12 protein-coding genes are annotated in these 13,816 nt (G+C 45.8%); 7 read left to right on the top strand and 5 right to left on the bottom strand.

Going from position 1 to position 13,816, the window contains the following annotated elements; translation table 11 throughout:
- Positions 1-41: 41 nt before the first annotated feature.
- Both mrcB and hrpB read right to left on the bottom strand, forming a co-directional pair.
- Positions 42-2,414: a penicillin-binding protein 1B gene (mrcB, locus tag R8N49_RS02615; protein WP_005380020.1), complete on the bottom strand. Its 2,373-nt coding sequence runs from the start codon at positions 2,412-2,414 to the stop codon at positions 42-44.
- The gene (gene hrpB, locus R8N49_RS02610) at positions 2,407-4,875 is read right to left on the bottom strand and encodes an ATP-dependent helicase HrpB (protein ID WP_258489276.1); all 2,469 of its coding nucleotides are present in this window, start codon (positions 4,873-4,875) and stop codon (positions 2,407-2,409) included. The genes mrcB and hrpB overlap by 8 nt, the downstream gene beginning before the upstream one ends.
- A gap of 66 nt (positions 4,876-4,941) precedes the next feature.
- Here hrpB and sfsA point away from each other — a divergent pair, with 66 nt between their 5' ends.
- From sfsA to panC, 7 genes are all read left to right on the top strand, one after another.
- A complete protein-coding gene (sfsA, locus tag R8N49_RS02605; RefSeq protein WP_137282347.1) occupies positions 4,942-5,658 on the top strand; it encodes a DNA/RNA nuclease SfsA in 717 nt (238 codons plus the stop codon).
- A gap of 136 nt (positions 5,659-5,794) precedes the next feature.
- On the top strand, positions 5,795-6,241 hold the full coding sequence (gene dksA / locus R8N49_RS02600; RefSeq protein WP_005386584.1) for an RNA polymerase-binding protein DksA: 447 nt from the start codon (positions 5,795-5,797) through the stop codon (positions 6,239-6,241).
- A 95-nt stretch (positions 6,242-6,336) separates the two neighbouring features.
- A complete protein-coding gene (gene gluQRS, locus R8N49_RS02595; RefSeq protein WP_005386586.1) occupies positions 6,337-7,200 on the top strand; it encodes a tRNA glutamyl-Q(34) synthetase GluQRS in 864 nt (287 codons plus the stop codon).
- 102 nt (positions 7,201-7,302) lie between these two features.
- Complete coding sequence (gene pcnB, locus R8N49_RS02590) at positions 7,303-8,670, top strand: polynucleotide adenylyltransferase PcnB (protein ID WP_005386589.1); 1,368 nt, start codon at positions 7,303-7,305, stop codon at positions 8,668-8,670.
- On the top strand, positions 8,667-9,152 hold the full coding sequence (gene folK / locus R8N49_RS02585; RefSeq protein ID WP_213905821.1) for a 2-amino-4-hydroxy-6-hydroxymethyldihydropteridine diphosphokinase: 486 nt from the start codon (positions 8,667-8,669) through the stop codon (positions 9,150-9,152). The genes pcnB and folK overlap by 4 nt, the downstream gene beginning before the upstream one ends.
- Positions 9,153-9,176: 24 nt before the next feature.
- Positions 9,177-9,971, top strand: coding sequence for a 3-methyl-2-oxobutanoate hydroxymethyltransferase (gene panB, locus R8N49_RS02580; RefSeq protein WP_005386592.1), 795 nt, complete (start codon positions 9,177-9,179; stop codon positions 9,969-9,971).
- Positions 9,972-9,982: 11 nt separating this feature from the next.
- Positions 9,983-10,888: a pantoate--beta-alanine ligase gene (gene panC / locus R8N49_RS02575; protein ID WP_213905819.1), complete on the top strand. Its 906-nt coding sequence runs from the start codon at positions 9,983-9,985 to the stop codon at positions 10,886-10,888.
- A 53-nt stretch (positions 10,889-10,941) separates the two neighbouring features.
- On the opposite strand, the gene R8N49_RS02570 is transcribed toward panC, so the two are convergent.
- From R8N49_RS02570 to R8N49_RS02560, 3 genes are all read right to left on the bottom strand, one after another.
- Positions 10,942-11,871, bottom strand: coding sequence for a Kdo(2)-lipid IV(A) acyltransferase (locus R8N49_RS02570; protein ID WP_318189860.1), 930 nt, complete (start codon positions 11,869-11,871; stop codon positions 10,942-10,944).
- A gap of 127 nt (positions 11,872-11,998) precedes the next feature.
- Entirely contained in the window at positions 11,999-12,769 is a 771-nt protein-coding gene (locus R8N49_RS02565) for an ABC transporter permease (RefSeq protein WP_005386598.1), read from the bottom strand.
- Positions 12,770-13,687 (bottom strand): ABC transporter ATP-binding protein, encoded by a 918-nt coding sequence (locus tag R8N49_RS02560; protein ID WP_005380000.1) that lies wholly within the window; start codon positions 13,685-13,687, stop codon positions 12,770-12,772. It lies immediately after the preceding gene.
- Positions 13,688-13,816: the final 129 nt, after the last annotated feature.

Genomic DNA, 13,816 nt, shown 5'->3' with positions numbered 1-13,816 from the left:
ATTAATCAGATAAACAAGCTAATGTTGTTGATTTGGCGATGCTACCAATCAAATATGCTATTTAACCAGTTTGATTTCTTCTCACACTGTTGCTTTATCTGACCGGTTTTATCCCAAACCGGCAGTTTGTAATCACTACGGCAGTTCATTTCTAAACCTCCATCAGATGTAGGCTTGAACCCTAATGTGGTGATTTCTCTTGGCCATGGGAGCTCTAAGCGCTCAGGAATACGCTGCTTCAAGTACTCTGCGTACACTCGTAATGCACCACTCGACCCCGTTAGATTCACGGGTTTATTATCGTCGCGGCCTAGCCAAATTGTCGTCACCTCACGACCATCAACACCGACAAACCAACTATCGCGGTTGTCATTACTGGTACCCGTTTTTCCTGCCAATGCAGCCCAACCAAACTGGCTTTGTAAGAAGCGGCCAGTGCCTTGAGCAACCCCTTGTTTCATCGCGTAGGTCGTTAGCCATGCAGCTTGTTCATCCACGGCTCTTGATGAACGAGGCAAGGATTGATACAGCACATTACCTTCCATATCCATGACTGAGCGCAGAGCGGTCAGTTTTGCACGCTTACCTGAATTCGTCAGAGTCTGATACATCTGTGCAACTTCGAATGGCGTCAAAGAAAACGAACCCAAAAACATCGAAGGCACTGGGCGAATTTCGTCTTTGTTCACGCCCAAACGCTCTAAAGTATTGGACACTTCAGGAATGCCAAGTGCCATACCTAAGCGCACGGTTGGTACGTTAAGTGATTTCGCTAAAGCAATGTAAAGTGGCACATCACCACGATATTTTCTATCGTAGTTGCGCGGCGTCCACACGTTACCTTTACTGCTCTTCAGACTTAACGGCGTGTCGTGTAGCGTCGTGCCTAGGTTGTATTTATCCGGTTGTTCTAGAGCCGTTAAGTAAATCGCTGGTTTCACTAAAGAACCAATTGGACGACTGGCATTGAGCGCGCGGTTAAAGCCTTCATAACCGACACGTTTACCACCAACCATCGCACGGATTTCACCACTATGGCGATCAACGGCCACAGCAGCGGCTTCTAACTCTTTACCACCCCGTTTAGCTAGTTCTGGGATCTTTTTCGCGATAGCTTGTTCCATTTTGCTTTGCGATACTGGGTCCAGAGACGTAAACACGCGCAGTCCGGTCTCTGCTTTAAATCGCTCCCCAACTTTTTCTTTTAATTCAATGCTCAATTGTTGGAAATAAGCTGGCTGACGGCTCGCAATACGTGGCTTGCTTTGCGTATCGAGTGGACGACTTACAGCTTGTTCATACTGCTCTGAAGTCAACATGTTTTGCTGCATTAACAGGCGCAGAACGAGATCACGACGCTCTTTCGTTCTCTCAGGGTAACGAATTGGGTTGTAGTAAGACGGTCCTTTTACCATCCCAACTAACATCGCCAATTGATCGATTCGCAACTCCTGAATTGGCTGCCCAAAATAATAACGCGACGCCAAGCCAAACCCGTGGATCGCTTCACCTCCACTTTGACCTAGGTACACTTCGTTTAGGTAGGCTTCTAAGATACGATCTTTGCTGTAACGGTAATCCAAAATTAGCGCGATATACGCTTCTCGAACTTTACGCCACAGTGTTTTATCACGAGTCAAAAACAGGTTTTTTGCCAATTGCTGAGTCAGCGTACTACCACCTTGAACAGTACGACCCGCCTTAATGTTCGCAACCAATGCACGTGCAATCGCGAGCGGTGACACCCCGTCATGTTGATAAAAATCCCGGTCTTCGGTCGCAAGCAGTGCATCCACCAAAATTTCAGGGAACTGATCACGACGTAAGAAAAGGCGCTGTTCATCACGGTCTTTCTCCAGCATGCCCAACATCTTCGGTTCTAGGCGCAAGTAACCAAGGTCTCCTCGAGATTCTAAAGACTGAATACGTTGCAAGCCGGAATCAGAGAAATGCAGCATAATGTGACGATCCGGCTCGGGACCATCGGCAAACTCGAATGGACGACGAATCAATTCAATCCGAGTGGAAGAAGAGGAATATTCGCCTGGGTAACGAGGTTGACTCACTTTACGGTAATTCAACACATCTAGCTCGTTGCGCAGTTCTTGGATGGTGATATTCTCACCAGGGCTTAGATTCAAGATACGGGCATAAACCACCGTTGGCAGCTCAAACAGCTGACCTTCAAAGCGTTCTTTCACCACACTATCTAAGTAAATCCCAACAAACAGCAAAACAGCGGCAAGTGCAACGCCAGCTTTCCAGCTAAACGACCACAGAACTTTCAACCACGAACGTTTCTCGTTAGTCGGCTTTTTACTCGGCGTACGTCGAGTCTGTTTTGCGGTTCCTTTATTGGTTGTACTTTTCTTCGCTGGCGCTTTTTTCGCGCTAGGCTTCTTGCTGTCAGTCATTATTCAATTGTCTTTTTGTTTTCGTTGTTGCTACATGATTGGCAGGATCATCTGGCCAAACGTGTTTTGGGTAGCGCCCTTTCATCTCTTTTTGAACGTCTTTGTAGCTTCCGTTCCAGAAAGCCGCCAAGTCCGACGTTACTTGCAATGGACGTTGTGCCGGTGAAAGCAGTTCAAGCACCAAACGCTTGCGGCCAAGAGCTACCGTTGGGGAACCACTCTCCCCAAATACTTCTTGCATACGCACCGATAATATCGGCTCGTGGCCATATTGGTAACGGATACGCTTCTTTGAACCTGTGGGTAGTTGGTAATGCTCAGGTAACCATTCATCCAGTTGTTGATTGAGTGGCCAACCTAATAGAGCATTAAGCGCTTCGACTAAGTTTATCTTGCTCAGGTCTTTAACCGAGCTGACAGACGTCATGTATGGTTCTAACCACTCCTCTAATGAATCCAGCAAACTGGCTTCATCAAACACTGGCCATGACTGCTCAGGTAACCATTCCACCGCACAACGAATCCGAGCCAACAAGCTCTCCGCTGCCGGTGTCCAGTTTAGACTCTGTAAGCCCTGGCGGCGGACATACGTGAGTAAAGCTTGTGTCATTTTTTCTTTGCCCGGGCTTGGCAACGGCTCGCGTTCAACGACCAGCAGACCGAGTTTTGTTTGTCGCTCAGCTATTAGACGGCCTCTTTTTTCATCCCAGTCCACTACTTCTTCAGACGAAAATAGCGTATCAAAGGTCGTTCGCAATATATTGACATCCAATTCACATGCCGAATGAATTTGACTTGAATTAGAATGAGAACGCATTAAGTCAACGGCAACCAAATACTCACAGCCACCTAGCATGTCTTCCTGATGACATTCTGCACCATGACCATTAGCCAAAGTAAATCGCCCAAATTGATTTGTGCGCTGCTGCGCAATGCGATCTGGAAATGCCAAACTTAACACCAGCGGTAATGCATCTTCATCCACGCCTTTCAGGTCAAATACCGTATCCAATTTGTACGCCAGAGATTGAGCACGCTTGAACAACATCGACTTTTTTGGATGAGTACCAACAAGCCAACGATGCAAGCTATGAGCGATATTGGTAACATTTCTCTCTGGCTCTTCAATCAGTGCGACCGCCGCCAAAGCAGCATTTAACATCTTATCACTGTAAGATAGCGCTTTAATTAGCATCGCAGCCGCACGAGGCTCAACGCCTAGTTCATGCGCCTGTTTTCCTTCGGACGTTAATTGCCCTTTTTCCGTCAGTAGTCCCAATGACACCAATAGCTGCTTCGCTTGTTCCAATGACGCATTAGCGGGAACATCAAGCCACTTTAGATCGTGGATATCACTCGCTCCCCAAAAGGCAAGCTCCATAACTAAACTAGCCAAATCGGAATGCAAAATTTCGGGTTGGGGAACCAGCGGTTGCTGCTTGAACTGGTTTTCAGAATAAAGACGAACACAAATGCCCTCTTCTATTCGTCCCGCTCGTCCTGCACGCTGAATCGCTGAAGACTGTGCAATGCGTGTTTGCTCTAAGCGTGTTAAACCGTTTTTCAAATCAAAGCGGGCAATACGCTCTAACCCAGAATCAACGACGAGGCGAATGCCTTCAATCGTTAGTGAAGTTTCTGCAATGTTGGTCGCTAGAACGACTTTACGCTTACCTTGTTCTGCTGGCGTAATCGCTTTTTGTTGATCTGCAAAGCTCAGTTGACCATAAAGTGGGCATACGTCGATATCATCCGCTAAATGAGACAACCGCTCTTCAACTTGTTTTATGGCACCAACACCCGGCAGGAAAGCCAACAAAGATCCGGACTCTTTGTTCATAAGACTTTCTATTGTTGTTGCCATACTCGTAGGTAAATGCTCGTTCACACCTAACGGCTGGTAGCGCATTGCAACATCAAAGCTGCGCCCTTCAGATTCAATGTAACTGGCTTCTGGCAACAACGATTGTAATGCTTGTTGGTCAAGCGTTGCCGACATTACCACCAGCTTGAGATCGTCTCGCAATGCCTCTTGAACTTCTAAACTGAATGCCAAAGCGGTATCGGCATGAATGCTGCGTTCATGAAACTCATCAAAGATCAGTAGATCAACCCCATCCAGTTCAGGGTCAGTTTGGATCATCCTGGTCATGATCCCTTCGGTCACGACCTCCAGCTGCGTTGCAGAACTTACCTTTGCCTCGCCACGAACTCGATAACCCACGCGTTGACCTACTTGCTCTCCCAATTGCTCAGCAAGATAACGGGCAATGTTACGCGCCGCGAGTCGTCTTGGCTCAAGCATGATGATTTTTCCAGCAACCGAATGATTTAAGAGTAACTGCAAAGGGAAGTAAGTCGACTTACCGGCACCAGGCGCCGCTTTTAAGATCACTTGATGTTGATTTTTGACCGCCGTCAGCAACTCAGGCATCACGGCTTCAATCGGCAATTGTGACAAAGAAAATACCTTATGGTGTAATGGTGGCAACATTGTACATAAAAAATTTTTTGTCTAAATAAGCAAATGCATTTCACACCCGCTTTAGAGTCCGCCACTCTACTCAAACGTTATAAACGCTTTCTTGCCGATATCGAGCTCGATACTGGTGAAATCCGTACAATCCACTGCGCAAATACAGGTGCAATGACGGGTTGTGCAACGCCCGGAAACAAGGTTTGGTTTTCTACTTCCGACAACCCGAAACGAAAATACCCCAATAGTTGGGAGTTGAGTGAAACCGAACAAGGCCACCGTATTTGTATCAATACCGCGCGCGCCAATCAATTAGCCGTAGAGGCTATTGAAAATAATGTCATTTCAGAGCTTTGTGGTTATGACACACTTCAAACTGAGGTGAAATACGGCAATGAAAATAGCCGAATTGATATCTTGCTCAGCGCAGTCGACAAGCCAAAGTGCTATATAGAAGTGAAAAGCGTCACTCTTCTTGATGAGACCGACTCTACTGGACAAGGATACTTCCCAGATGCGGTCACGACTCGGGGACAAAAACACCTGAGAGAGCTCACAGAAATGGCACAAAATGGAAGTAGAGCCATACTTTTATTCACTGTTTTACATTCAGGTATTGAAAAAGTATCCGCGGCGCACCATATAGACGCGAAATATTCACTATTACTCAAACAAGCACAAGACGCTGGAGTGGAAGTTCTCTGCTACAAAGCTGAACTGAGCGATACTGGAATGAAGCTGATTTCCGCTATTGATTTTATCAATTAAGAGAAAAAATGATGTCGTCTTCACATTGACGATAACTTTGCGATTCAGTATTTGCTTGCACCGCCTCTTTTTGCTATAGATACCCGCCTTAAATTGACTGCGTAGCAGTTGACTAGGTGTAAGTAGGAGATGCTGTATGCCAGAATCAAAGAAGAAAACGATAGGCATCCTAGCCATTGCCGGCGTGGAGCCATATCAGGAAAAACCTGGTGAAGAGTACATGTCACCAGAGCAGGTTGAACACTTTACGAAAATCTTAACAGCTTGGCGCGACCAGCTAAGAGCTGAAGTGGATCGTACTGTTCACCACATGCAGGACGAAGCAGCAAACTTCCCAGATCCAGTTGACCGCGCCTCTCAAGAGGAAGAGTTCAGCCTAGAACTGCGTAACCGTGACCGCGAACGCCGTTTGATCAAGAAGATTGAAAAGACTTTGGATAAAATCAAAGAAGACGATTTTGGCTTCTGTGAGTCTTGTGGCGTAGAGATTGGCGTTCGCCGTCTTGAAGCACGTCCAACCGCTGACCTTTGTATTGACTGTAAAACACTTGCAGAAATCAAAGAGAAGCAAATGCAAGGTTAATCACCCAGCATTATGATTGTTGAAGGGAGCTCAGGCTCCCTTTTTGTTTTGGCTATCTTCGCACCCTATTTGTTTACTAAATTCGAGATACACGCATGACACGCTATGTAGGTCGATTCGCCCCATCTCCTTCTGGTCCACTGCATTTTGGTTCACTGATTGCCGCTCTTGGCAGTTATTTTCAAGCGAAAGCACAAAACGGAGCTTGGTTAGTACGTATTGAGGACTTAGACCCACCAAGAGAAATGCCAGGTGCAGCGCAACTTATCCTAGAGGCACTCAAGGCCTATCAGCTGCATTGGGATGGAGAAGTGGTATACCAGAGCGAACGTCACGACCTTTACCAAGCTCAAATAAACAAATGGCTCGAAAATGGAGAAGCCTATTATTGCCAATGTACTCGTAAGCAAATTAAAGAGCATGGCGGTTTTTATCCTGGCACTTGCCGCGATAAAAACTTGAAAGACGGCGCGATTCGCCTAAAAATGACCAAGCCTGTCGCTCATTTCCTCGACCAAAAGCGGGGAACCATTACTATTCCAGAGCAACTCGTTAATGAAGATTTCATTATTAAACGTCGAGATGGATTATTTGCTTATAATCTTGCGGTAGTATTGGACGACATCGACCAAGGCGTCACAGAAGTCGTGCGAGGTGCAGACTTAATCGAGCCGACAGGGCGTCAAATTAGCCTGTACCAAATACTTGGTCAGCCTGAAGTTAGCTACTTGCATTTACCATTGGCGATGGACAACAACGGCAATAAATTGTCGAAACAAAATCACGCGACGGCTATTGATATAGATACACCAAAACCTACTCTATTGCGCGCCATGACATTTTTAGGTTTCGAGATACCTGAAACCGTAAGGGCGGCCAACATAGAAGATATTCTTCGTTGGGGCTGCGAAAACTGGCGCTTGGAACAGCTTCCAGCAGAGATCGAGATCACACCGTGATTCTCAAATGGCATTGTGTAGGCTATCATTAGCCGCAAATTAGGCCCTAGAGGCGTATAAAACTAACCAAAGCAAGATTGGATTAAACCCAGTTATTGCCAGATGCACATGAATACAAACGACTATACACCAAGCGAACCTGCCACAATTCCAGAGCTCGCTCTCAATGTAATAACTCGTGAAGAGCACAACATTTCGCGTAAGCAGATCAGTGATAATGCGCTGAAGGTACTGTACCGCCTAAATGGTGCTGGTTTCGATGCTTTTCTTGTGGGTGGCGGGGTTCGAGACTTACTGCTTGGACAAAAACCAAAAGATTTTGACATTGCGACCAACGCAACGCCGGAACAGATCAAACAGCTATTTCGTAACTGCCGTTTGATTGGTCGCCGCTTCCGCTTGGCTCATATTATGTTTGGCCGAGACATCATTGAGGTTGCGACATTCCGTGGTCACCACCAAGAGCAAAAGAATAAGAGCATTTCTCAGCAATCAAAAGAGGGTATGCTGCTGCGTGACAACGTCTACGGCACCATCGATGAAGATGCTGAGCGCCGTGATTTCACGATTAACTCGATGTACTACAACATCGCAGATTACTCGATTCACGACTACGCACGTGGTATTGAAGATTTAGAAGATCGCCTAATTCGACTGATTGGTGATCCAGAAACACGCTACCGTGAAGACCCTGTGCGCATGCTGCGTGCGGTTCGTTTCGCGGTAAAACTAGACTTTGATATTGAAGAAGACACCGCAGCGCCAATCGAACACATGGCACCGTTGCTCGGTGACATTCCGTCAGCGCGTCTTTTTGAAGAGTCACTCAAATTATTGCAATCCGGTCATGGCTTAGAAACCTACCACCTACTGCGTGAGTACAACCTATTCCAGCAACTATTCCCGACGATTGCAGCGCACTTTACAGAAGATTACTCCTCTCACACTGAGCAGATGTTGGATCTTGTCCTAGATTCTACCGACATGCGCATCGAAGATGGGAAACGCATCAATCCAGCATTTATGTTTGCTGCAATGCTGTGGTACCCACTGTGTGCGAAAGCCGATGAACTGATGGAAGAGCGCAACTTAGGCCATTACGACGCCATTATGGAAGCGAGCAACATCATTCTTGACGAGCAAGTTCGCACAATTGCCATTCCAAGACGCCACACCGCAACCATTCGCGAGATTTGGCAGTTACAGCTTCGTCTTCCACGACGTAACGGTAAACGTGCATTCCGTCTTATGGAGCTCAATAAATTTAGAGCTGGCTTTGATTTTCTTGAAATGCGTGGTGAAATTGAAGGTGGTGACACTCAGAAGCTTGCCAAGTGGTGGGAAACTTTTCAAAATGCAGGCCGAGAAATGCGTCAAGCAATGGCTGCCGACTTAGACGGTCAATCACCGAAAACAGGCCAGCGCCGCCGTAAAACTTATCGCAAGAAAAAGAGTAAGCCCAAATCATGATTACAGCGTACATTGCGGTAGGCAGTAACTTGGCTGATCCTGTCAGCCAAGCGAAGCAAGCGATTGAAGCATTAAAAACGCTGCCTAAATCAGAGTTTGTTCAAGCTTCTTCGCTATACAGCAGCACGCCAATGGGGCCACTAAATCAACCGGATTACATCAATGCGGTTGTGTCTATTAACACCAGTTTGACGCCTATTGAATTGCTCAATTGCACACAAGCTATAGAGCAAGAACAAGGGCGTGTCCGTAAAGACGAACGCTGGGGACCAAGAACCTTGGACCTCGACATTGTGCTTTATGGCAATGAGGTGATTAATTCCGAGAGGCTGATCGTTCCTCATTATGGAATGAAAGAGCGTGAATTCGTACTCTACCCTCTTGCGGAAATTGCACCAAGTTTACAACTCCCTGATGGGACCGAGGTCTCTAAACTACTGGAACAAGTAGATAGAAACGGCCTCAGTATCTGGCAGTCATAGCCAACTCCTAGTAAGGATAAAACCATGAAAAAAATGACCATCAACGACCTAATCAAGTGGAAGCAAGAAGGTCGTAAATTTGCTACTTCAACCGCTTATGATGCGAGCTTTGCCCAACTGTTTGAAAGCCAAGAAATGCCAGTACTTCTTGTTGGTGATTCTCTAGGTATGGTTTTGCAAGGTCACAACGATACTCTGCCAGTAACGGTCGATGATATCGCTTACCATACTCGTTGCGTACGCGCTGGTAGCCCAAATTGTTTGTTGATGGCAGACATGCCATTCATGAGCTACACCACGCCAGAGCAAGCTTGCGAAAATGCGGCTAAACTGATGCGTGCTGGTGCCAATATGGTAAAAATTGAAGGTGGTGACTGGCTTGTCGACACGGTGAAAATGCTCACTGAACGATCAGTTCCAGTTTGTGCTCATCTTGGTTTAACTCCTCAAGCTGTTAATATTTTTGGTGGTTACAAAATCCAAGGTCGCGATCAAGAAAAAGCAGACCGCATGGTAAAAGACGCATTAGCGCTACAAGAAGCAGGCGCTCAAATCGTCTTACTAGAATGCGTACCAGCTGAGCTTGCTGAACGTATTACGCAAGTGCTTGACGTTCCTGTTATCGGTATTGGTGCAGGTAACGTAACAGATGGTCAAATTCTCGTAATGCATGATATGTTTGGTATTTCTGCCAACTACATGCCGAAATTCTCCAAAAACTTTCTTGCTGAAACAGGTGATATGCGCAAAGCCGTTACTAAATACATTGAAGATGTAGCCAACGGTGTATTCCCAGACGACGCTCATACCATTGCCTAGAGGATAAATGCATGCAAACTTTTGCGGAAATCTCAGCAGTTCGTGAACACCTTAAAACCTTTAAACGTGAAGGTCGTAAAGTGGCGTTTATCCCTACCATGGGCAACCTTCACGAAGGCCACTTAACTTTAGTGCGTAAAGCACGCGAATACGCTGATATCGTTGTCGTAAGCATCTTTGTTAATCCGATGCAGTTTGATCGTGCAGACGATTTAAATAATTACCCACGCACGCTAGAGGAAGACTTAAGCAAGTTAACCTCTGAAGGGGTCGATGTGGTGTTTACGCCAACACCAGAAGTTATCTACCCAGAAGGTCTGGATAAGCAAACCTTCGTCGATGTCCCTGGCCTATCAACAATTCTCGAAGGCGCGTCTCGACCAGGTCATTTCCGTGGCGTGACGACGATTGTGAATAAGCTGTTTAACATCGTACAACCGGATGTCGCGTGCTTCGGCGAGAAGGACTTCCAACAACTTGCTGTTATCCGCAAGATGGTTGATGACCTAGCAATGGACATTGAAATCATCGGTGTACCAACCGTACGTGAAATGGACGGTTTAGCAATGAGTTCACGCAATGGCTTGCTTACGCTGGACGAGCGTCAACGTGCTCCTGTACTTGCTCGTACAATGCGTTGGATCAGTAGTGCCATTCGCGGTGGCCGCGATGACTACGCATCGATCATCGAAGATGCAAGCGACCAACTTCGAGCTGCAGGTCTGCACCCTGATGAGATCTTCATTCGTGATGCTCGTACATTACAAGTGATCACACCAGAAACGACACAAGCTGTCATTCTGATGTCTGCGTTCCTAGGCAAAGCTCGTCTTATCGATAACCAAACGGTAGATATGGTTGTCGAAGCGAAGGAAGAAGCTGAATCTAACAATACAAACTCAGAGAACGCAGAGTAAGCTCTGAGCCATAAAAGTAAAAAGGTCGACTCTTAGTCGACCTTTTTTATACTCTACGTATAGACACAATCTAACCCTTCAGGGCGAGTTTTAAACCGCTTGTGCAGCCACATCCACGCTGGAATATCACGTTTTATCATTTTCTCAAGCTCTTGGTTCAAGATGCTTGCCGCTTTAACCGTATTACGTCTCTCGAAACGCTCGCTAATGTCTTTTCCAATGTACAGCGTGTAATGGTGATTTTTACTCACTGTAACGCCAGATATAACCGCGCACTTTGTTGCATCAATGAGAACACTAGACCCGACGGTACTCGCCGCTTGTTCAACAGCAAAAAACGGCGCAAAAACAGAATGGTTAACGCCATAATCATGGTCGGGCAAATACCAAAGTCGATGACCATTCTTCAGAACTTTGAGCATTGATTTCACGTCTTTTCGATCAATCATTTGATGTCCAAAACGAGTTCGACCTCGATGTTGAATAAACTCATAAGCAGGATTCGAATTTGGGCGATAAACGCCATAACCTTGGGCAAACTGGCTAAAAATACGAGCGGTTATCTCCAAGTTTAAATGGTGACTGCACACCACCAACACACCACGTCCATTCTTTTCCTCAGCGAGTAAACGAGCTTTTCCAACAATAGAGGTTATCCGACGTATCCGCCAATCTGGCCAAAACCAGGCGATACCGGTTTCGATGATCGCCATTCCAGTATATTGAAAGTTTTTTCGTACTACGTCCTTACATTGCCAATCCGTAAAATCAGGGAAACACAGCTGGAGATTACGCAGAGCGATCTTGTGTCGGCGCTTCATTACATGCATCGCAATACAGCCGATGCTTCTACCTAAGATTCGCAATGCTACGTATGGCAGTACATTAACAAGAATCGCTAAAGATCCAAATGCCAGCCATACAGACCAATATTTGGGCTTAAGTAACTGATAGGAGAAAGGCGGCGGCGGGACAATATTCATAGGATCACTCATTTATTACAAATGATTGAAACCTACCATGATAAAAACCGAAAAATTGTATGGGTATGTATTGTTATGCACGCGAAAGAGCAGCGTGAATCGCCGCTCTTTGCTTTATGAGAATGGCTTAGCTTCTTAGCCCAATCCCTTTGGTTACTAGATAATGCGCGATGGCATACAGTGCAACAACAAACACTGCGAGTACACTAAATGAAGTGACAATGCCCACATCCGAGACACCTAAAAAGCCGTAGCGGAACGCATTCACCATGTAGACGATTGGGTTGATCTTAGAAACGCCTTGCCAAAATTCAGGCAGCAGACTGATCGAATAAAAGACTCCTCCCAAGTAAGTTAAAGGAGTCAATACAAACGTAGGGATGATCGAAATATCGTCAAACGTTTTTGCGTAAACCGCATTGATCAAGCCACCGAGAGCAAATACAACCGACGTCATGAAGACAGTCGCGACAATAATGCCCCAGTGCTCCACTTGCAAATCAACGAACAAAAGTGACACACAAGTAACAATTGCACCGACCAACAAACCTCGAGTCACGCCGCCCATAACATAGCCAGCAATAATCACATAGTTTGGTACCGGTGCCACCAGCAGTTCTTCAATGTTCTTCTGTAGCTTTGCACTAAAGAATGACGACGCCACGTTCGAGTATGAGTTGGTGATCACCGACATCATGATCAAACCTGGAACAATGTACTCCATGTAACTAAAGCCGCTCATCTCACCAATTCGAGAGCCAATAAGATTACCGAAAATGATGAAGTACAACGTCATCGTAATGGCTGGCGGCACTAAGGTTTGCACCCAAATACGTGTAAAACGAGTGACTTCTTTGCTCAGCAAGCTGCGAAATGCCGTCCAATATAAACCGTACATTTAATTACTCCCCTCTCTTACAATGCTGACAAACAACTCTTCAAGTCGGTTGGCTTTGTTACGCATTGAGAGAACTTTAATGCCATGCTCTGTTAACTGACTGAATACCGAATTCAATCCTTGGCTTTTATCTAGTTCTATCTCTAAAGAGCCATCAACAATACTTTGTCGATTAACACCTTCAAGCTCAGGCACCTCGACTTCTGACTCAATATCCAAGATAAATGTCTCGACGCTTAGCTTACCTAGTAACGCCTTCATGGTGGTATTTTCAATCAGCTCACCACGATTAATAATGCCGATATTTCGACACAGCATCTCCGCTTCTTCTAGGTAGTGTGTCGTTAAAATAATCGTAATTCCTTGCTCTTGGTTGATCTCTTTCAGAAACCCCCACATTGAGCGGCGTAGTTCAATATCCACTCCAGCCGTTGGTTCATCTAAAATGAGTAATTGCGGCTCGTGCATCAAAGCTCTTGCGATCATTAAACGACGCTTCATCCCACCGGATAGGTTACGAGCACGCTCTTGGCGTTTTTCCCATAAATCCAATTTTTTCAGGTATTTTTCTGCTCTTTCTTTGGCTAACACTTTAGACACACCGTAATAGCCAGCTTGCTGCATCACAATTTGCTCAACGGTTTCAAACTGGTTGAAGTTGAACTCCTGTGGCACCAAGCCTAAATTCTGCTTGGCCAATTCGAGGTCGGTATCAATGTCATAACCGAAAACTTTCGTCGTTCCGGAGGTTTTATTCACTAAGGAGGAAATGATGCCAATCGTGGTCGATTTTCCTGCACCATTGGGACCCAGAAGCGCGTAGAAGTCACCCTTTTTCACTTGGAGACTTATACCTTTTAACGCCTCAAAGCCACCTGCATACGTCTTGCGCAATTGTTCAATTTCTAATGCGTACATAAGGTCTTGATTGCCGTTTGTTTGTGATTACTAATACCGACTCATATTTAGCAGCGGTTTACTACAAAATCGCCTTGGGTATCGTACTGGAGGTCCATCAGTTTATCGTTGAATAACGATGATTACAAA

The organism is Vibrio sp. 1978 (assembly GCF_033344345.1).
This window is presented reverse-complemented; position numbering and strand designations above follow the sequence as displayed.